This is a genomic window from Limnochordia bacterium (genome assembly GCA_023230925.1).
In the GTDB taxonomy this organism is placed as follows: domain Bacteria; phylum Bacillota; class Limnochordia; order DUMW01; family DUMW01; genus JALNWK01.
Genome location: JALNWK010000047.1, coordinates 1 through 22,240 on the forward strand (window position 1 = coordinate 1; position 22,240 = coordinate 22,240).

The following is a 22,240-nucleotide window of genomic DNA, read 5'->3' on the forward strand; positions in this document are numbered from 1 at the left end:
AAGGAAGAGACTATCGCCATACGAACTTAAAGAAATCTACTCACTTTTTGTGATCCTGAAAGGCCATGCAAACTAGCAATACTATCAGCCTTGGCAAATCAGCTTGCCTGATCTAGGTTGAAGACTTTCTCTGTAACTTTATGACATAAGCATGCCTATAGGTAGATCCCCCTATTGCAGGGAGACCAGCTCAACCGGGTTGAGGTTTACCGCGTTCCAACCATATATTGCCTATCCACCACAGGATATGGACTTTAGGGATGCGAATACCTTAATCGTGACTCACAAAACGTACGCTATGAAGGGTAATTGGGAAAAGTCCCGGGTGCTGCGGGGCCATCGTTTCTAAGCTGAGGCATAGAGCCTGTGCAGTTTGCCCATAGTATCCAGCAGAAGGTCCATTCTGAAGCGTCGTTGTTCGCCCCTCCAGACGTCCCCGCTTGCCCCGTGGTATAGACAGCAAGGGCTTTACCTATCTAGGTACTACTGGAAACACAGAATAAAGTATAGCAGCTATCCTTCTATGGTCGAGCATCACCTTCGGTACAGGAAATGATCGACCACTCGTACCCCACGTCATGTGCCACGTACCGTTCATAAAGACGCAAGACATTATAATGTCCTAATAGTCACACCCCTGTTTCTGAGGGTTTGAGCAACGGGCAATTGTTGTTGTGTAGCATCAAGCCAAACCGTTGTTAGCGCTGGCAGGCTCAATAGTGGTTCCAGGTCTGTTACCTCGCTATGTCCCACGACAACCTGCCACAGAAGTGGGAAACGCTCAATTCCCCATATGTTCTCGAGAAGGCTCCAGCCCGCATGAAACTCGCGTAGGTTTGGTAGACTCGGTAGTGTACTAAGATCAGTGATTTTGGCCCCGTGATACTCGATATTCCTTAGTCCGGTATGTCCATCAAATGCCCGAAAATCGGTAACGTTTGTGCGATGGATTCTTAGACGGTGAAGGTACGGATGATTCGCCAGAGGCGAAATATCGGTAATCTGCGTGTTGTCATCTAGAAAGACCTCTAGTAACCCGCTGATCTCGGACAACGGACTCAAGTCTCGAACATCGTTTCCTTGTAAGCGCAAGACATTTAGTGATGCACAATACTGCAGCCCTTCTAAGGATGTGATACCTTTGTCCCTAGCATCAATGTTGGTAATGCCACTTACATCGGCGGGCAGAATTGCTCCCCAAGGCTTTCCAATCAACTCCCGTATGACAGGTTCTAAGTTTTGATCAAAACTAATACCGTCTTCTCCCCCGGGAGGGATTTGGGCATCCAGTTGCTTTAGTTTCAGAATATAATTAGTCATCTGCGTACGGATGCTGTAAAGGTCACCGGCGGGATTCATCGCACTCAGATACTGCTCCGCCTGCTTCGCCATTTGCAGGAGTTCGGGATCACTCGATGCTTTGACCTCCTGAATGGCTTCAAGCAACGTAGTCAAATAACGGAGGTCGTCAACACCTTCCCGATACCCTTCCCACGCAATGGTATCAATTACACCGTCTACGGTTGGGTAGGTAAAGACGTGATCTCGATACGTGGGATGATCAAAGTCGTTCCATATATTTCCGAACCCATCCTGATACGCATAAGGGGCAGCTCCATCATAATCGTGTGTCCAAAGCATTAATCCGTAGTTTCGTCTGTAAAGCTCAGGATCCTCAGCGGGAGTCTGCGGGTTACCATAGGACCAAATTTTGGCTCCAACGGAGTGCCAGTTGGCCGCTTCAAGAGGTCTTAGGCGATCGTGTCTAATGTGCAGATCCTGTAAGTCACCCATTAGTTCAAAGTTGCCATCCCGCCAACCGGCGGCAAATACCTTGCCACCAAGAGACTTTGTTCGAATCCAGTCCGGTCTCTGAGCTGTCAATTGTTCTCCATAAGCCTCATCAACTGCATAGAAGTACACCTCAGGTATGTTATACGCAGCGGCTAAACGCAGGGTCTGTGTAATATCACTTGATGGGCTATACGTACGAACGCCCAAATAGTACAGGGGTTGCCTACCCATGCCAATCCCTTGGCGAATCTGAAGGACCTGTTCTAAAGAATTTAGAGGTTGGTACACGATTGGATTTATCACACCATGGTCCATCATATTCTGCAATTCGGCCTGAAACTGAACTGGGGATTTTGTTTCTGAGGATATCGTTCCAGGACTACCCGGATTTAGAGTCCCACGGTAATAAATGCTGGAAGTATGATATGAATCGGATAAGACAAATGGAAGAACGGTAACATTAAGCTGTATGCTTCCAATGTACTCCTCATCTTTATACAAATCGATTAGTCCACGGTAGGTACCAGAATCAGCCTCCTTTGGTATTCTCACCGTCACCCAAACTTGCTGATGCTGACCAACACTAATGACCACCGGCAGAAGAACAGGACTGTCCTTAACAGGATACTCTGCAACCGATAGCTGCAGACGCCCCCCACGATCCTGCGGATCACTGATATTTACATACTCCACACGGTTTGGGAAAGTGAGCTTAAGGTAATTCTGCTGGGTTGGGAGATCAACCTTAACCAGATCAGGATCGTTCACTAATAACTCGGGCACCAAGATTCGTTTGCTCTTGTCCTGATCCCGGCCCCACCACGCCGTTCCTGCTTGAAACCAAGTTCTTACATACTTAATTTCAATATTCTCACTGGGGATTACTCCTACCCCGCCTTCAGCGACTAGGTCGGTTGCTTGTGGTAGAAAGGATCCGGAATGCCCCACCGCAGTGATCACAAAACTGGCCGGTTCAAATTCGCCAGGAGTAGCCATAATTGTCAACTGATCCGTGAGGGTCCCGTGGCCAAACGATTGATTGGGTAGAACCCTGTAAGTTGTAATCGGATTTACCCTATGTATTAACGCTTTAGAGAAATCCACAGGGTGCCAGGGACCAGGGGTCCAAGGATCTCTCGGATCAAATGGGCTTTCCTTATTGAAAAAACATGCGGTAGACAAAAGTGATATCATGATAAGCAAGATGAGTATTATCTTGTACGCTCTTATCATCAACTCTAAGCCCCCCTAATAAAGTCTAATTAGCGGCAAAACGATGTCTATACAAAGAACCTGCATGCGCCTTTCTCTCTACGGCACCTTTTCCAAAAGTAGGTCTTCCCAACCTTCGGCATCAAACATGAACTGCTCACCGGTAATCCCAAACTTCAGCTTTTCCTGCGGGAAGGCATGAATGCGGTACTCCATCCAGAACATGTCCTCTATTTGGTTATAGCGAAGGGCCAATTCGCGGCAATGGAGGTCCTTGACCAAAGTAAAATCCCCTAGGTGCCATTTATCCTCATAGCCTCTGTAAATCCCCGAGTAAACTAGTCTCCACGTGTCACCGAGCCTGATCTTAAGTTGGACATCGAAGGCATCGAGCCGCCTTTTGAGGATATTATGGCTGACTCCGATTCTTATGCTTTGTTCCTGTGCAAATTCCTTTTCCAGAAGACCAGTTACGGACACCAATGCATTGATGTATGGGTTGAAGACACCGGATAAACCCACTTTCCAACCGTGTTCCTGCTCGGTGTTCCGCAACAGAAAAGATATATTCGTGCCTTTGAGTCTTGGGATCTCGGCTCCGGCCTGCATCCACACGTTGCCAAATTTGATGTTAATCCGGGCGTTGAGACGATCGACCCTTTGTCTGGCCAGGTTGTAATTTGCCTCTAAGTTGATGTTTTGTTCATGATCAATTCTGTCCTGAAATGAACCGGCAATACACATCATTCTCTTTCGGTACGGATCAAACACAGCTGAAAGACCTAACGTCCAGTCATTCCTCTCTGGGGAATCCCTTAGCTCCAGGCAGGCCTCCACATTTTGAAACCGATCGCTATGAAGGTCGTAGCCTCCGCATAAAGACCAATCCACTCTTTCTTTTGTGTAGGCTAACTGACTGGTTAAGCTTTGAGAAGAAGATACCCTCTCGAAGGCCAGTGGGCTCTCCCCAACAGCTTGTTGTAATTGAAGAACTGAGTTTGTGCTCAAACCGGCACATGGATACCAGTGAAAGGCGAGCCTTGGATTGATGCGGAAATAGCACGTACCTAAGCTGTAGATGCTGATGCCTAACGTACTGCCTAGAACAAGTCTGGTGCTACCGGTAAGCTGGTAGGGCTTATTACTTAGATTTAGCTCTAACATCGACCTAATTGCTTCCGTTCCACCGGGTTCCACCCGATACCGCCCTAATCTTAACGTATACTCATGGGGCCACTCCTTCGCGTGTTCCAGCTTCCTTGTAGTCAGACTCAATTCCGGTAGCCTACTCACGTACTCGCACGTTTCCGTTACGCCATTGGGATTAAGCTTATGCTCGAATAATAGCTCAGCCCGGTAACTCCCTTGGCTTTTAGTAAGCATAATCTGATATTCCGGGTGAGTAGGAACCGCTTCGCTGCTTTGTTTGAATCTGTAGCTACCTTGGTAATTGGTAATCCAGCGGCTGTCCAGGCGGCCTGATAACTCAAGATCACCGGCTAGTTGCTCCATGGTCTTTGTCTTTGTTTCTTGTATCTTGTGTTTTACCCCGAAAGTCGCCGATGTCCTCGGTGTTACACCCCTCAAATCAAGATTAACTTGTAGTATGTTGCTACTGTAGCTGTTTTGCTTTTCCATGCTTCCATTCAGATCAAAACGGCTACCCAACTGTGAGGATACCTTCACATCGCTGCTTAGACGCGCCGTAGTTCTCGTCTTTGTTTCCTTCAGCTTGTATATTAACCCGGCGTTGGTTGTTGTCATCTGTGCTATTCTGCTCAAATTAAGATCGGCCTGCACTGAGTTGCTGCTTATGCTGCCGCCAGCGTGATTGGTCTGTTTGTCCATACTCCCGTCCAAATTGAAACTGCCGCTCGGTTGGAATGATAGCTTTACGTCACTGCGCAATCGCTCGGTAACCGTGGTTCTGGTCTTCGTAAGCTTATATACTGTCCCAACGTTTGCCGATATCTTTTGTGTTACCGCGTTTACCATGAAATCCGCCTGCAGGATATCTTGGCTGAGCTTCTTCCGGACAAAATTCATGTTTCTTTCCATGTTCCCGCCTAATACCACAGGTCCGTACTCGAGAACATGACCAAAACCACCCCGTAATTGCCCTCCGTTGGTGATTCTACTTTGTCTATATTCGATCAATAGTTGCCCGTTGTGGGCCTTACCTAATGCGTAATAACCAGTGGCACCCAATACTACTCCGGTTAGTTGATGATATTGCCCGATGAGCAGACCCGATAAGTAATCATCCAGCTGGTAATACCATTTGCAGCCGATAAACCAGCCACCCACCGCGGTGCGGCCAATCTCCGGTAGGTAGAGGCTGGCTTCTTTACTAATTGGCAGTCTCAGATAGGGCCAATAAAACAGAGGGATGTTACCTTCTTTATACACCACGTTCCGTATAATGAGATGACTTCCCGGGTAAATCTCTAGTTTCTTCGCAGCAAGATGATAGTGGGGTTGACTTTGGGAACAGGTAGTGGCTGCACCTTTGACCACAACCAAACGGTCGTTATCGCCATCAAACCGCTCCCCAGATAGATAGACCGAGCCGTTGGATTCGGGCAGAACTATCGATGCTTGGGCATCAGACAACGACCAAACCCCGCTATTTAGATCATAATAAAGCTTCTCGCCTGCAGCCTCACCGGCCGGTAGTATCAGTAGCACTGTTCCTTCTACCCGGATCCAGTTGTCAGCCAGATTCACTAGTAACCGCTGACCTGCAATTGTCACGTGCCCATATCTGATCTGAACTCCACCATCTATGTATAGCAGGTCCTGTCTGAACTGGTAGATTACCTGCCCCTGAAACTCAACTTCGATACTATCTGTAGCTGCAAGCACTCGTCCACAGGGTAGGCTGGCTAGCACGACAGCAAAAACCAGTATTGCGATACTCGTTGGTCCTTTCAAGTCAGCACCACCCACCGATTGTGGCGTATCCACCGGTCGCCGGGAAGAGACTCTACCCATAATTTGCGGGATCGACCCTGATTTCAGATCGTTTTAGTGTAGAACATAGGCCTCCATATATCAATAGGCTGACGCCAGATTAACCCGCTGGCGCAAACCCTCTCAAAAGACCGTGCGTAGGGACCCGTACATGGCTCCAACTAGCATTTAGTGTTCTTATATCATAATCATAGCCAGCCTCGCCATCTGACGGGGTCTCTTCATTGCGCTGTGCCACCAGTTGTTTTCCCGTATACTTCATTCTTACACCACCGGACCCTTTGCACTTTTTGGCGATTGCTGGCCTGATCTTCTCTCTTTTAGACTCTACCGCTACTGGCAACGTCCTGGCCTAGGGATGAGCTTCCCACTAGTTCGATGACAGCGGTTCATTCACTTAGCAGATACTAAAGACACAATAAGGGGCTAAACTCACCGATGATAGCCCCTTATCACAACCAGTCTATCTAAATGGTTCACGGTTACAGAGTAGGTGTAAACTCTTCAGATAGAGGATCCTTTCGTAACCTTAGAATGTGGTAAATCATCTCGGCGCGAATAACATCAAGATCACGAACCGGGTTCAGTTTGGCCAAATACTTTTCGGCCTCTTCCGCCCGGCTTAACAGCTCCGCATCCTTTGTGTCTTTAGCCGCCTCGATAGACTCGAGTAATGTAGTAAGGTACCGCACATCATCAACACCTTCGCGATAGCCCTCCCATGCAATAGTGTCAATTACGCCATCCACAGTTGGATAGGTGAAGTTGTGGTCTCGATACGATGGGTGGTCAAAGTCATTCCAGATGTTTCCAAACCCATCTTGGTACGCATAGGTGGCAACTCCATCATAATCGTGTGTCCAGATCATTAGTCCATAGTTGCGTCGGTACAGTTCAGGGTCTTCGGCGGGCGTTTGCGGGTTACCGTAGGACCAGATTCTTGCGCCAACCGAGTGCCAGTTAGCCGCTTCCTGAGGTCTTAAGCGATCGTGTCTAATATGCAGATCTTGTATATCGCCCATCAATTCGAAGTTGCCATCGCGCCAGCTTGCAGCAAATATTTTGCCGCCAGCTTCACGCACTCTGATCCAGTTGTCTCGCTGAGCCACTAATGCATCCCCTGATGCCTCATCAATACCATAGAAGTACACTTCAGGAATGTTGTATTTCTCTGCTAGTTCCAAGGTCTTCTTGATTGACGATATGGGATCATGGGTTTGCACTGTTTGATAGTACAATGGTTGATTGCCCATGCCAATCTCTTCTCTAATCTTCAAAACCTCTTCAAGGGTGCTCAAAGGCTGATACACAATTGGATTGGTGATGCCATGGTCCATCATATTCCGTAGTTCGGCTAGAAACTGCACCCGTGATTTCCTTTCAGAGGATATGGTTCCAGGTCCATTAAGATCAAGGACTCCACGGTAGTAGGTGCTTGAGGTATAATATGGATCCGTCAGGGTAAAGGGAAGAACCCGTAAGCTGATACTCAGTTCCCCTAGCATACCTCCATCACCATATAGGTAAACCGGTCCCGTATAGACCCCAGGACAGATATCCTCGGGAACCTTAACGGTAATCCAAAATTGTTGATTCCTTCCGGCAGAAATATCCACGGGAAGCAATACTGGACTATCCTTAACCGGCCAAGCGGTAATGGACAACTGTTGCCGCCCTCCCACATCGGCCGGATTACTGATCCACACATATTCCTCACGGCTCGCAAAGGAAAGCTTTAGGTAGTTTTCCTGCTTTTCCAAATCAACCTTAACCAAGGTGGGATCGTTGACCAAAAGTTCCGGCACCAATACACGCTTACTCTTGTCCTGATCTCTGCCCCACCAAGCAGTTCCCGCTTGGTACCAACGCTGCACAATCTTGATGTCCACCGCTGAAGCAGGAATAATACCCGATTCGCCGACAAGATCACCGGGTGTAGGTCGACAGCTAGTAATGTCATCGACGGCGAACACGACAAAGCTTGCTGGCTCAAATTCTCCGGGGGTTGCGACCATCTTTACGTCCTTTGATATCACACCATGTTCAGGACGATCTGTAGGAAGAATCTTAACTGTGGAGATCGGAGGCACCACGTAGATAATCCCCGTACCACCACTTTCGCCTATCCCCTTGTTCTCTGCGAGTGTCACCATAAGGTTTGTCATCCTTTCTAGTTCCGCCAATACCAAACCGACCCTTTGAGGTTCCTCTGACAAGATCCAACCCCTTGCCCGAATTTGTGCCAGTAATTCATCCACAAGGCCATACCTATCCCGCGCCTCCTGATATATCTCAGAAGGTACCTGTGAAGCATCACCTTCTAACACGCTCTCCACATAATCCATACGCGACTGCCATGTGGCAAGTTGCTCTAACAACCTTGTTGTGACCGAGCTCCAACGTTGAGCAACAGTCTCTTCGTAACGGAGCACATCGGGTACCTGTCCAGATAGTTCCACAGCATCCAGATAACAGACAATCCGGTCACCGGGTTGTCCATGGAGCATCAGCAAAACCTGATTGATATAACATCCTACTTCCTCGGTCTTCCCTCGCCACATTTCCTTCGAAGCAAACGACAGTGCCGTTCCTTTGGCAAAAGAATTGACCCCCGTGTACTCGAATTTCTCCCAGGTATGACCCGTTGAGCCATATTCCCAAAAGGAACGGGTCCTTGAATAATTCACTGGGGCAACTGTGGCCTGAAGTCCCAAACCAACTCGGCCTTGGCTTGGTTCAGGGCGCAGGATGCGCGCCCGAAAGGCAAGATTACCCTCCGCCGGCACGGATACGGGAATGGTCCAATAGACAAACGAACCGCTGTCTATGGTCACATCAAGCTTGAAGGAGCGCACTCCCGTATAGGCTACGTCACTACTTAAGCCCTTGTAGTTCACCGTGTATTCACCGTCGGACATGAAGAAACAAAAAGGATCTTCCTCTTCAAAGCTCTCTGTGTACTCGTACAGAATCCTCTCCTGCGCCCTTACAGGCATATCCACAACAAGACTCAGTACTACAACTACTGAACACAGACCAAGATACAGTAAACGGGATCTTCGCACCATCTATCCACTCCTTATCGGACCAATGTCTACATGCTTGGCTGGTAGTCACTAGAAACGATTACTGAAGAGCGCATCGATATACAAGGCCTTCGCCACCGCCACGGCATTTGGCTTGTAGGTACCGATGCGCTCAAGTCCGTTGCACAACGCTTCTTATTCTATCTTACCCGAATGTGACGTTGACTCCCTTATCCCGTAATTGTTTGACTACAGGATGTTCAGGATCGCTATTTAGGGCGCTGGGAAGCTGAACTCCCTGTAAATGCTCTAGTTGCAGTAGTTCCGTGATGTCAGATACTGGCGTGCTGGGTATGTTCAGCTTCTTCATTTTCGGGAATTTCGTTGATATCCCTGCAATGCTAGCAAGAGGAGCCCATCCTTGGATCCATTCCTCCAGGTTCGGCAAGTTCGGCAGTTGCTCTATGCTAGTAAATTGTGCTGAATGACACATAATGTTTCTAAGCCCCGTATGTCCCTCGAAGGCAGCCAAACTTGTCACGGACATGTTATTGAACTCCAATCGAAACAGGTTGGGAAGCCCCGCTAATGGGCTAAGATCGGTGATACTGCACTTGTTTACAAAAACCTCCTGCAATGTGGTAATGGTCGCAAGGGGACTTACATCGGTTATTCCGGAGTTCTCGTCGACTTTCAAGACCCTCAGTGCAGTAAAATGCTGTAAACCACTTAAGGATGTAATACCCTTGTCCTTTGCCTCCAGAACCTCAATACCCGCCACATCCTCCGGCGTTAGATCACCCTCGGGCTTATCGATTTTCGTGCGCACAACGGTTTCTAGGTTAGGATCTAGCTTCACTACATAGTTCACTACGACCTCTAACTCTGTAGAAGCGTTTACCGTAACTGACGCTTCGTAAACCACCACATCATTCCGGATGACCCTAACAGCATATTTCCCGAAGGGTACCTCAGAAAACATAAACTCTCCAGCCTCATCACTCACTACACTCATACTATATTCACCTATTGACAGGGAGACGGTTGTTCCACTAAGGGCACCCCCGTATCCAGCTGAGACAGAGCCATGCAATTCTTCAATGCACTCAACATCGTCGAGGTTAATATTGCAGGTGACTTTGTCCTTTCCTTTTTCAACAGTAACATTCTCCTTTACGGCGAGAAACGCGTCATCTTTATAGACTACTAACACATAACTACCAAAGACGATTTCGCCAATGCTATACGCTCCCTGTGCATTCGTTACAGCAGAAAGATTCAACCCGGGAATAGAGACGATAGCACCAACAACTGGGTCTGCACCAGCCTTAACAAATCCGCTCACTGTTCCTTCCTTGGGACCGAACAAATTCAGACAACCTGACAGAAGAACCACGCAACTTAACAAACCAATCGCCGTCATGACTACTTTATTGTTTTTCAACTGTTGCACTCCTTTCTAGTCTGTCTACCAGCCTCCTTAGGCATGCGCACCAAAGGAAGAGTAATCCTTTATGTACATTAGTCTTCACCATATGTGACTCACATCTGCTCAGGTAACAATACTCAACCGATACTCTTATAGTGTCTTAATGGTCACACCCTTTGCTTGAAGTACTTGAACAGTCTCCGGGTATTTTTCTTGTTGTCCAGCATCTAGCCAGACCGTTGTAAGCGCCGGTAGTTGCAGTAGCGGGCTAAGGTCAGTGACCCGGCTATTCCCCACGATAACCTGCCACAGTTGGGGAAACCGCTCAATTCCTGCTATGCTTTCAAGCACACTCCAGCCGGCGTGAAACTCTTTTAGATTTGGCAGGCTCGGTAAAGTACTAAGATCAGTTATTTTAGCACCATGATACTCAATGTTCTGCAATGCCGCATGTCCTTTCAGGGCCGTGAAGTCAGTAACACTGGTGTAATGGATCCTAAGACGGTGCAGATGCGGATGATTCGCCAAGGGACTAATATCCACAACACGCGGATTCTCGTCTAGAATAATCTCTCGTAATCCACTGATCTTCGACAGTGGACTCAAATCTTCAACATCGTTCCGGTCCAAACGCAAGTAACCTAATGATGAAAAATACTCTAAGCCCTTAAGTGATTTGATTCCTTTGTCTCGCTCATCAATCTTTTCAATCCCAGCAACATCCTCCGCCAGTAATACACCCTTTGGTTTACTAATCATGTTGCGCACACTCTGTTCTAAATTGGGATCTAATACCACAACGGAAGCTTTGACTATTAACTCCCCCGTACTATCTACCACGAATGATTCCTCATAAATATCCACGCCATCTAGCGTTACCTTTACAAGATAGTCTCCAAAGGGTACGGACGGAAAAACAAATCTTCCTTTTTCATCGGTGTTCTGACTCACATTGTACTTTCCTATGGATAGAAAGACTGTAGCTCCAGCGAGCACGTCTTCTCCATACTTAACCGAAACAGTACCCGTTACTTCCCTGCTTTTGGCTTCGTCAACTTTGATATTAACGGTAGCACTCTCCGCTTCATCTACAGTCACATTCTCCATAACGGCAAGGAATTCATTATCCTTGTAAACCACCATAGTATGAGTACCCGAGGAGACCTTATCAAAGCTATACGCACCCTCTGCACTGGTGATTGTAGTAAGTTTCAATGCGGGGATGAAAACGGTAGCTCCCACTACTGGATCACCACTATCCTTGATGAGTCCACTCAGCGTTCCTTTCTCAGGACCTAAACAGCCTGAAACAAGAACCAGACAAGCGACCAAACTAACAACACCTATGATCACTCTGCAGCTTCTCAACTGTCGCACTCCCTTCTTGTTGGCTTTTGGCATCCCAAAGGCCGACAGACTGTCCGCCCTTGGGATGCACTTAAACATTGCAACCAAGTACATGATTCTCCAATGAACTGATTACAGTGTCTTGATCGTTACACCCTTCGCCTTCAGAGTTTCGGCAACTGCGGATTCTTGTTGGGTAACATCAAGCCAAATCGTTCTAAGCGCCGGCAGTTTTAGCAGCGGCTCAAGGTCAGTTACCCGGCTATTTCCCACGATAACCTGCCACAAACGAGGAAACCGCTCAATGCCTGCTATACTCTCAAGATTGCTCCAGCCCGCATGAAACTCCCTTAGGCTCGGCAAATTCGGTAACGTGCTAAGATCAGTGATCTTGGCACCATGATACTCAATGTTCTCTAGTGCTGTATGTCCATCTAGAGCACGGAAATCGGTGACGCTTGTATGATGGATTCGCAGACGGAAAAGCTTCGGATGATTGGCTAAGGGTGAGATATCAACCACTCGCGGGTTTTCATCCAAGATAATCTCCCGCAACTCACTAATTTGGGCCAGGGGACTAAGATCCGAAACATCGTTCCGATCCAAACGCAAAACACTAAGTGATGCACAATACTCTAGCCCTTCAAGGGACTTGATACCCTTATCCCGAGCATCAATCGTGGTAATGGTAGCTACATCGGCGGGAACAATCGGTCCCGAAGGCTTCTTGATCAGATCTCGTATGACGGATTCTAGGTTCGGGTCGAAGCTAATACCCTTCTCTTCGTCTAGTTCTAAAGACGGGGCCGCAAAAGCAAAATCAGATTGTTGTAGTTGGAGAATGTAGTAGATCATATCCGCGCGGATAGTATCAAGGTCACCTGCGACATTCATGTTTGCTAGATACTTCTCCGCCTGATCTGCAACCTTCAAGAGTTTGGGATTCTCGGAGTTTTTAGCCTCTTCAATGTTATTCAGCAAGGTGGTTAAATAACGGACATCGTCCACAGCTTCCCTATACCCTTCCCAGGCAATGGTACCCACCACACCATTTACAGTCGGGTAGGTAAAATTATGGTCCCGATATGTGGGATGATCGAAATCGTTCCATACATTGCCAAACCCATCCTGATAGGCATAGGTAGCGGCACCATCATAGTTATATCTCCACAACATGAGCCCATAGTTGCGCCGGTACAGCTCAGGATCCTCAGCGGGAGTCTGCGGGTTACCGTAGGACCAGATTTTACCTCCAACGGAGTGCCAGTTAGCCGCCTCTTCCAGTCTTAAGCGGTCATGCCTGATATGTAGGTCCTGTATATCACCCATTAATTCAAAGTTACCCGCCCGCCAACCAGCTGCAAACACTTTGCCGCCAAGTTCATGCACCCGCATCCAATCTTTCCTTTGGGCCGTCAATTCATCCCCTGAAGCCTCATCGATGGCGTAAAAGTATACCTCAGGTATGTCATACTTTTCAGCCAAGTCAAGGGTCTGTGCGATTTGGCTTTCGGGACTATATGTCCGTACTCCAAGATAGTACAGTGGTTGTCCTCCCATGCCAACCTGATCACGTATCTTGAGAACCTCTTCAAGGGAACTTAATGGTTGGTATACAATGGGATTTGTTACCCCATGGGCCATCATGTCTTCAAGTTCGGCAATAAACTGCTCCCGAGACTTCTTTTCCGAGGAGATCGAACCCTTCCCAAGGATATCCAAGGTCCCTCGGTAATATATACTAGAGGTATAGTATGGCTCGGATAACGTAAAGGGCAACACAGTAACACTAAGCTGCATGGACCCCACAATTTGACCATTTTCGTACAACTCTATTTGCCCGTGATAGACACCAGAAGCAGCCTCCTCCGGTACCCTGGCTGTCACCCAAAGTTGCTGATTCCACCCAGCGGGGATATCCATCGGTAGAAGGACAGAACTATCTTGAACTGGAAACTCCTCGACCAAAAACTGTAGACGTCCACCGCGATCCCGTGGGTCACTAATCCATGTATACTCCTCTCGGTCAGGGAAAGAAAGCTTAAGATAGTTTTCCTGTTTCTCCAGATCAACCTTAACTAGATTCGGATCATTAAGTAGTAACTCGGGCACCAGAATCCGTTTACTCTTGTCCTGATCCCGTCCCCACCACGCCGTTCCCGCTTGGTACCAGGCTTTCACGTACTTGATGTCAATACTCTCTTTAGGAATTAGTCTCTTTCCATCCTCACTGACTAAGTCATTTACCCGAGGGAAAAAAGACTCAATATCTTGTACCGCAGTTACTATAAAACTGGCCGATTCATATTCGCCGGGAGTGGCTATAACACTTAACTGATCTGACACGGATCCATGGTTGAATCCTCGATTCGGTAGAACCTGCTTTGTCGTAATTGATTGTACCGTATATGTTAACCCTTTAGTACCTGTGGGACCAATGACACCTTCAGATGAAGAGACCGCATACGCCGTAAACTGGAGAACCAAGATAAGAAGTATAACCAATACCATCTTGGAGACTTTAGCCACAACAACCCCCCCTGTGGAATACGCGACTAGCCAGGTGAGTGGGTGTCCCCACTCATCACCTGGCCAGTCTACTGGCAGATTAAGCTTAGTCTGACGACAATGTGCTACTCGCTGGCAAGGACCGCATTGATTCTGCTTTGTAGTATTTCTAAACCAGCAGCTGCAGACATCTCGCCATTAAGTATCGCCGTAACCGTCTCGTACCCCACCCGCTGCATGGCACGGTGCGTATTGGGCACGGCCTCCTCGAGAGCGGTGCGGGAGTGGGCCAAAGCTCCACTGACTGAGTTCATCACCTCAAAAGGTGTCATTCCAGAGGCCGAGGAGATCCGATCGATGTAAACCTCCATGGCAGCCTGCCGTGCAGGAATCATGCCAGTCAGTTCGGTGAAAAGAGCTTGGGATTCGGCATTAGTGGCGAATTTGATAAACTCCCAGCACTCTGCAGGGTGCTCAGTATACGCACAAGCGTACAGAGGATCAGTCCACCGAGTGTTTGCACGGGTCTCGGTAAGAGGCATCGGTGCAAGACCCCATTCAAAGCTTGGAGCAGTATTGATCACTGCATCCAAATACCAAGCGCCAATCCAGTGCATCGCCGCCTGGGCTCCGAAAAATGAACTTCCCGAGGGAGTAATACCCTTGCCTGGACCAGCTGCAGCATAGTTGGCGTAGTAATCAGCGAGGGCCTCATAGGCTTTAACGTTCTCAGGACGCACCATAGCCACCTTTGTGGCATAGCCTGCCTCATAAGCTTCTGGGTCAACCCAATCACCACCGAAAATCCAGCAGATGTCCGGTAAGTGCCACTCACTAGCAAAGGTCAGGGCAACTCGGCTATATACACCTTCATTATCTACAATGGTAAGTTTCTTGCTATAGTCGACAAAATCCCGCCATGTCCATTCCTTGCTATCCCAATCGTCAGGAAGTAATTTTAGACCATTCTCGCGAAACATATCCTTGTTATAAAAACAATACTGGGGACAAACACCTAGCGGAACACCATGGAATTCACCGTTAATTTGGAAAGTCTCCCATACCCCAGGGAAGAAGTCATCGATATCTAGTTCTGCCTTATCCCGGGCTACAAATTTCGCAAGGTCCAAGGTCCAACCATTTAGGATGTAACTCTTCTTGTCTGAAGCCCCATAGAATATGTCCGGCGGCGTTCCGCCCATGATCAAAGTGGTTAGTTTCTCAACGTATTCTGAACCACCTCCACCCGATGCCTGTGCCAAACCTGTTACATGAATATCTGGATGTTGTTCATTGAACCTGCGGATGACCTCCGTTGCCCACGCCATCTCTTGGGTTCCAGTCCGGTACATGAAGACAAGCTCCACTTGCTTAGCCGCTACAACCGAGGAAACCGTTACAAGAAGTCCGACCAATAGTAGCACCATAAGACAACAACGCAATTCCTTAGCTGGCATATTCATACCCCTTTGCTAGTTATATTGTATATTCATGAAACATATATCACACGCCAAATCATGTTATGCAACCTTCATTATTCGATACTGCATATTCAATATGTCCTGTTGGGATTTCCAGATAAACATATGTTCACGTTCAATCCATGATATATCCATTACTCACGGTATTAGTAATTAGCCACTATATATGTGCATAACTCACAAAAGGTAAAGACTTGTATCACTAGTCACTATAATCGCCCAGCCACCACATGCCAAACACACCGTTTCTTCATCGACCACCTCCATAAACGACCTTCCCGTCCCCTATGATCCATCCATTTGTTTCAGAGGACAATCCTGAAACTAACCGTGATTGATCTTTGGCATTTCTTAGCATGTCGCTTAAATAAAGATGTTAATTAAGACGCATCAGTAACCTCATATATATACTAGCACATTCTCATTGCCAACACAAGCCTTTTGTTCCAGGATTTTCGTCTAGGTCATGAATCCTGTAGTAGCCGGTGTTCCCATCTCTTTTACTGACTGGGTTCACCGCCCTGCGTAGAATTTGGACAAAAGGCTAGATCCCCTCTTCCCTCAAACCTAAGCTAATCGGAGCCTCTATGCATTAAAAGGAGGTCTTCATCACTTAGTTTTTGCTGCTCCTAAACGTTTTTGGAGAAACACTGTTGCTGGGCGCTCAAACAGGTAAGTTGTGCTGAATACATCTCACTTTGAGATAATTGACCGATGTGAGCCTCGTAAAATTAGCTCAGATGGTACCAGTACTTTCCCTATTGAGGCTTGGCCATCTAATGCATTCATGATTGCGTGGACAGCATTTTGAGCCAACAGCTCTTTATTGGGCTCCACTGTTGTAAGCTTCGGCCTTACACAAGTCGCCCAGAATATATTGTCAAATCCTGTTACTGTAATATCAGTTGGGACTCTAATACCGTTGGCATCCAATACGTTTAGCGCTCCGATGGCTACATAATCACTGACAGCTACGATAGCCGTACACCATTGAAGTAATCCGCCTGCTATTCGGTCTTCCAAGACATTTGCCGCGGTATATTGGTATCCAGTCAATTCCACTTCCAATCGGACATCATTGTTTAGAGCGAAAGCATTTCTTAGTCCCCTTAGTTTGACTTCAGTTGGATGACTTCCTTCCTTTCCACCGAGAAATAAGACGTTGCGATGCCCAAGCTGAAGTAACTGCTTCCCGAGGGTGTACATGCCCTGCTCTTCTTCGGCACAGATACTCATCACCTTGGTTCCAGGTAATTCCTGGCCAATCAGGACCACTGGCACCATCTTTGCTGTCGATGTAATATGCTCTACATCGTCCAGCTCCTCATGGTGAGCGATGAAAATAATGGCATCTACCCGCCGGTCCAACAATAATTGCACTGCGTCCCTCTCATTTTCGGCCACACTTGTGTTTTGTAACAATAGCTGTAGCGAACTGCCAGCGGTAACCAACTGTATTTGCTCAATCATTTCGACAAAATATGGGTTCTTAAGGTCAGTACAGACAACGCCTATGGTGGAAGTGCTCTGTAAGGCTAAGCTTCTTGCCACATGGTTAGGGGAATAACCTAGGTCTTTCATCGCCTTTAATACACGTTGACGCGTTTTCTTCCCAACTGGATAGTTGCCGTTAATCACCCGTGAGACGGTAGCTATGGACACACCTCCTTCACGGGCTATGTCGTAGATTGTGGGTCGTATAATAGTTGCCCCCCTCCACCAAGATTAGTTCCGATACCCGCAAGAACATCATGTATTTGATGTTCCACTTCCAGTTCTTCAATAGACTCTATTAAGGTTTTTGTGCAGCCATTGCGTTCCCAACTAGATCAATATTATCGTCTTTCAAACTTAAACAACTTCGACTGACCTTGGGCAAGGGTAGTTTCAAGAACACCAAGGGCTTCCCCCCTTTCACCGGTCCACAGATCCGTAACATGATAGGTGTCCTCATCACTCAGTCCTATACGGGCTAAGTCTATACTCTTCTGGCAAGGAGTCGTGCCCCTGAGATTAAAAGCTGCAAGGTATGCGACGTCGTCGCTATGACAAACAAAAGTATCCGCTGCTTCGGAGCCGGTGTTTCCTTCCACAGGGCGAAAGACTCGGCCTCGGGCAGCTAGTTCATTGATCCTTCGGTTAGTAAGCAGAAGTCTCATGTACTCCTGGGCAACTTGACTTCGTACATCGTCGGAGTTTAGGAAAACCGTACCGGAGATCAACGCGGAGTTCACCCGGGTCTGGGCTACGATAAGTGAACCACCCTTCTCCAAAGTCATATAATCAGGATCTGTGTATGGATATATAGTCCCATGCTGCCACCAACCGTAGGTTAGGTTATTCAACTGATATTCGGTGAGTGCTAGGGTGCCATCAACATCACAGGAGATCCTGCGGCTATGCGCGTATTGGCTGGGAAAGAGGGGCGAAATCGACGCACTAATAAACATCGTCCCAGCTAATTGCTGCACAACATAGGACATACCCTGATTGTACGCTTGAATGCCCGTTTGCACAAGGGGATCAAAATGAACTCCCTCCAACGCTCCATGGGAGAGAAAGTCCAGCTTAATATACTGAAAACCAAGGTCTTTGAAACGCCCGATGAAGTGATCAATTCGTTGTTTGGTTACAGGATGCGTGGGATCAAGTGCATAGGCCCCGTCTAACGTCGGCAGCATATTTCCTTCGTGGTCTTTAAGTACAATATCTTTGTATCTTGCTCGGTAATTTGTCCCTTCGACAAATTGGTTCATGTTGGTTCCCCAATAGACGAAGGGGGCCCAATAAATCCCCGGCCTTTGGCCGTTTTGCTTGATGAAAGCCACCAGTTCCACCAACTCTGTATCGGACAGATTATCCCAGTACGAGTCTAGGTTGATATATACATTCCCCTCATTACTGAACAAGGACAAATGCTCCTTGAAAAAGGTTGACGTTTGCATAATCGTCTTTAGTGTAACATCGTCTTTTAGTGCACCCCAACTGTTCCACCCGAAGGGCACTTGATCTGGTACATCAGGTCTAAAATCCAGTGGTGGGCTCATGGCTCCATTGGCCCAGCCGTATTCTTCCAATCCCGAACGATAGTCTTCATAGAATCCAATGAACACCAGCGGCGATGCTACCTTCTCCCCCTTGATGATTCCATGAGCAAGTGTATCGTGGGTCGAAGTAGGTGAGGTGAAACCACCATAGACCTCAAATTGATCTAGCCGCTGGTTTGAACCTGCCCAGTAAATGCCGGTTTTCCACGTATCATGGGTCACTGAACCCACAACTAACCCAACCCTGCTTTCGTTATCGTAAATAGCCGTTACTTCCGAGCTAACATACAGTTCATTATTGAAGGGAGTGTTTATTGAGCAAGCCTGATATCTCGACCACTTGTCGTTATCGAAGGGAACCACAAGGACTCGGTTATCACCATATTCACCAATATCTACACCACCTCTGTTCTGCACCATCATCGGAGAAAGGTGATTTGTGGCAAGAGGAAAAACATCGGTACTAACCAGGTCAACTTGAGTAAAAAAGCATGGTAGGTCTTCGTATATGTAATAAGACTGAACCATTGTCGGCAGGCCCGTCCGCTCACTGATCACGGAAACCTTCATGCCATCCCCAAAGATTTCGTTGTTAACGGAACCGAAGGAAAAATGACGTTGCGTATAGTCCTTTGAGGTAATGTATTGCCCGTTCGGCTGATTTTCCAATCTGGCTCTGCTGAAAGCACCAGTCACAACCGGTTGATCGTTCCATAAGTATGAAGCAGTGCCATCCTTATGGTAGGAGATCGTTACAACACCGTTGGAAACTAAAAACCCATACTCTCGTTCTTGTAAACCCACCCGACCAATTTGGGTCACCGAGATCCGTTCCCCAAGGTCAATAGGCTTCTCCCTGTCTTCTAGGGCCAGATCTTCCATGGGCGAATCAATCACAATCCGATCTATATCCGGTGCGTACCAGTTCTGATCTGAGAAGGTAATCGTGTTTTCTTCCTGATCAAGATGCAGAACAAGAACCAGCGTATTAAGGGTCTGCCAGTTGCCGGTACTAGGAAAGTCATACTTTTGCCTAGAACCATTGTTAACCTTTATATATGCCGATCTTGGGTCACCTGAGATATAGTCGATGTGTACTTCATAGTAACCCGGCTTAGGAACTCTAATCCCGCAAAACTGCAGACTACTCCCCTGATAGAGGTCTCCCACCTTCCAACCTCCTGAACAGTTGGCGCAAGGAACAATGCGGGCTCTACCAGTCAGGATGTTACCCGAAGCCTCCCCTTCATAGACTTGTCCCATTGCCCAAGCATTCGCGTCTAGTCCAAAGATCAAGACCATGACAAGAACAGGTAATACCCATCCTTCACTCATTCTATCCCCCCTGTTCGAAACGCGGAAGTCATTTAACTAGGTATTCTGTGGGACCACAATGCATCAGAAGCGACGCCATGTGGTCCCTATATGCCGATCATGGTTGCAGGATTGACGGTGCCATTCTTTGAATTTGGTCTACCGCCTGTTCGATAGAACACTCACCTCTAAATGCCTTCTCCAACTCGGGACTCATCATTTCATCCACCAGTTGACTCCAGCGATCCGTAAGAGGAGGCCACTTACCGGTAGGAGCTGCCTCCATCCAAACATGTCGGTTCTTCGGCGGCAAATCCGGACAAAGAAAATCCTCAGAACTCATAATCGAGAAACGGGAAGGAACTACAGCACCAAGACGAGTATAGATCCTGTTTCCTTCTGTAACAAGGTACTTGGCAAACTCAGCTGCCTCCTGCGGATGTTCCGTATATGCATAAACGCCATACCAGGTCGCGCCAAGTAGCGTGGTTCGACCTGCTGGTCCTTTCGGCACATGGGCGACATCCCAGTCAAATCGCACCGCGTCCCGAGCCCACGGCACAGCCCAGTGTCCATCCCATTTCATCGCGACTTTTCCGGTCTCAAATCCAAAACCATCACCCCAGTTGAAATGGGGTCCACCCATCCAACCCTCATTGAAGGCCGTCATCATAAAGTTCAGGCCCTCCAAGGCCTCGGGAGTATTCAGAGTAGCCCTGGTAACCTGGGGATCGGTGATCTCTCCTCCCCACATCCACACCATATTCATCCATGAACCCCACCACCAACTCCAATCAAGTCCAAGAGAGACAGTTCGTCCATCGCTATCTTGTGTCGTTAATCGGATCGCGTTCTTTCTAGCCTCCCCCCAGGTCAGTTCCGCATCAGGTTCCGGTATACCTGCTTCGTTATACATGTCACGATTATAGAACATAACTCGTAATGCTATGTCTCGTGGCAATGCGTATAAGCCACCATCTAACTCGGCTGCTTCCAGCAGATTCGGAGGGAAGTCTGCCAAATTGAACTCCTCATCGTTCTCAACATACTCGTTCAAATCGAGCAACCACCCAGCCTGCTGAAACGGGCGCATGTACCCTTCCGTCCAGACATGAAAGACATCCGGAGCAATACCCCCGGCAATTTCCATGGTAAGCCGATCAAAGTAGCCATCCGGCACATGTCGTCCAATAACCTCAATGTCCGGGTGAAGGCGGTTAAAGTCGGCAATCACTTGTTCATAGGCAGCCGCCTCTTGAGGGCTTCCCATATAGCTATAGGTAATCTGCACCTTGGCACTCGCTACAGGAGTGCAAATAATCGTCACAGCCAACACAGCGAGCAAAAACCATTTTTCTATAGCCTTCATTCACTGACCTTCCTTTCTAACATTAGTCGGTTTCTTGTCCGTCCGTTGCCTGATCAACCATGAATGCCTCCTTTCTTCATTTCTGGCAAAGGAGCCCCTCCATGTTGCCTGAGGATAAATCAGCTATTCATCCATGAAGACCTCATTTAGGTTCCCCTTTGTTGTACCAAATGACTTCCTCTGTACCGTCTTGGCATACCCTTGATCCAAAGGTAGACCGATTATTCGCACCTGCATACCTCGATTGCCACATGGTAATAGGGAGGTGAACCTTCGCTGAGAATCCGGATCGCTTTCCACCTATACGTAGAATTCATAAGCATTCCGGTGAGTCGTCAATGAAATCCATGAGGCTGTTTGCACTAAAGCCTATTTCCCATACCTGCAGTACTATTCGTATGACTTATTTCAAAGTACATATAAGCCTGCGAACCGACTACTCTAACCACAATTTAAACCTACAGAAGCGTATATGACAAAATGACAATGAGTGGGCCACGCCATCTTTGCTTAACACTGCTATTATGTAGTAAATATTTGGTTTCCGTTCATATAGTAAGCGCTTTCTATTTCCATATTACTGCTTTTTTCCATCGATGTCAATAATAGTTTTCCGTTGGTATGAGTCAACGATTCACGGGTACTGGCTCCATCTCCAATTTCTGTAGGTTCAACAGCTGCTAAGCATACCACCTTCGTTGAGTCTGTGCATTAGGTTCGACATACCCCCCGATGATGTC

Annotated in this window: 11 protein-coding genes; all 11 read right to left on the bottom strand. The window is 47.6% G+C overall.

What is annotated here, in order from left to right; translation table 11 throughout:
- Positions 1 to 612 precede the first annotated feature (612 nt).
- On the bottom strand, positions 613 to 3,030 hold the full coding sequence (locus M0Q40_10005; GenBank protein MCK9222933.1) for a hypothetical protein: 2,418 nt from the start codon (positions 3,028 to 3,030) through the stop codon (positions 613 to 615).
- 75 nt (positions 3,031 to 3,105) lie between these two features.
- Complete coding sequence (locus tag M0Q40_10010) at positions 3,106 to 6,000, bottom strand: hypothetical protein (protein ID MCK9222934.1); 2,895 nt, start codon at positions 5,998 to 6,000, stop codon at positions 3,106 to 3,108.
- Between the two features lie 79 nt (positions 6,001 to 6,079).
- On the bottom strand, positions 6,080 to 6,241 hold the full coding sequence (locus M0Q40_10015; protein MCK9222935.1) for a hypothetical protein: 162 nt from the start codon (positions 6,239 to 6,241) through the stop codon (positions 6,080 to 6,082).
- A gap of 220 nt (positions 6,242 to 6,461) precedes the next feature.
- Positions 6,462 to 9,044 (bottom strand): hypothetical protein, encoded by a 2,583-nt coding sequence (locus tag M0Q40_10020; GenBank protein ID MCK9222936.1) that lies wholly within the window; start codon positions 9,042 to 9,044, stop codon positions 6,462 to 6,464.
- Positions 9,045 to 9,210: 166 nt separating this feature from the next.
- Complete coding sequence (locus M0Q40_10025) at positions 9,211 to 10,449, bottom strand: carboxypeptidase regulatory-like domain-containing protein (GenBank protein ID MCK9222937.1); 1,239 nt, start codon at positions 10,447 to 10,449, stop codon at positions 9,211 to 9,213.
- A 135-nt stretch (positions 10,450 to 10,584) separates the two neighbouring features.
- Positions 10,585 to 11,802 carry a carboxypeptidase regulatory-like domain-containing protein gene (locus M0Q40_10030; GenBank protein MCK9222938.1) on the bottom strand — a complete coding sequence of 406 codons (1,218 nt, stop codon included), beginning with the start codon at positions 11,800 to 11,802 and terminating at the stop codon, positions 10,585 to 10,587.
- Between the two features lie 111 nt (positions 11,803 to 11,913).
- On the bottom strand, positions 11,914 to 14,310 hold the full coding sequence (locus M0Q40_10035) for a hypothetical protein (protein MCK9222939.1): 2,397 nt from the start codon (positions 14,308 to 14,310) through the stop codon (positions 11,914 to 11,916).
- A gap of 104 nt (positions 14,311 to 14,414) precedes the next feature.
- Positions 14,415 to 15,746: an extracellular solute-binding protein gene (locus tag M0Q40_10040; protein MCK9222940.1), complete on the bottom strand. Its 1,332-nt coding sequence runs from the start codon at positions 15,744 to 15,746 to the stop codon at positions 14,415 to 14,417.
- 717 nt (positions 15,747 to 16,463) lie between these two features.
- Positions 16,464 to 17,432 (bottom strand): LacI family transcriptional regulator, encoded by a 969-nt coding sequence (locus M0Q40_10045; GenBank protein MCK9222941.1) that lies wholly within the window; start codon positions 17,430 to 17,432, stop codon positions 16,464 to 16,466.
- 173 nt (positions 17,433 to 17,605) lie between these two features.
- Positions 17,606 to 20,152 carry a carbohydrate-binding protein gene (locus M0Q40_10050; protein ID MCK9222942.1) on the bottom strand — a complete coding sequence of 849 codons (2,547 nt, stop codon included), beginning with the start codon at positions 20,150 to 20,152 and terminating at the stop codon, positions 17,606 to 17,608.
- Positions 20,153 to 20,249: 97 nt separating this feature from the next.
- Complete coding sequence (locus M0Q40_10055; GenBank protein MCK9222943.1) at positions 20,250 to 21,500, bottom strand: sugar ABC transporter substrate-binding protein; 1,251 nt, start codon at positions 21,498 to 21,500, stop codon at positions 20,250 to 20,252.
- Between the last annotated feature and the right edge of the window lie 740 nt (positions 21,501 to 22,240).

Coding starts and splice junctions, on each gene's coding strand:
- M0Q40_10010 (MCK9222934.1), bottom strand. CDS start 6,000: ATGGGTAGAGTCTCTTCCCGGCGACCGGTGGATACGCCACAATCGGTG.
- M0Q40_10015 (MCK9222935.1), bottom strand. CDS start 6,241: ATGAAGTATACGGGAAAACAACTGGTGGCACAGCGCAATGAAGAGACC.
- M0Q40_10050 (MCK9222942.1), bottom strand. CDS start 20,152: ATGAGTGAAGGATGGGTATTACCTGTTCTTGTCATGGTCTTGATCTTT.
- M0Q40_10055 (MCK9222943.1), bottom strand. CDS start 21,500: ATGAAGGCTATAGAAAAATGGTTTTTGCTCGCTGTGTTGGCTGTGACG.
- M0Q40_10040 (MCK9222940.1), bottom strand. CDS start 15,746: ATGCCAGCTAAGGAATTGCGTTGTTGTCTTATGGTGCTACTATTGGTC.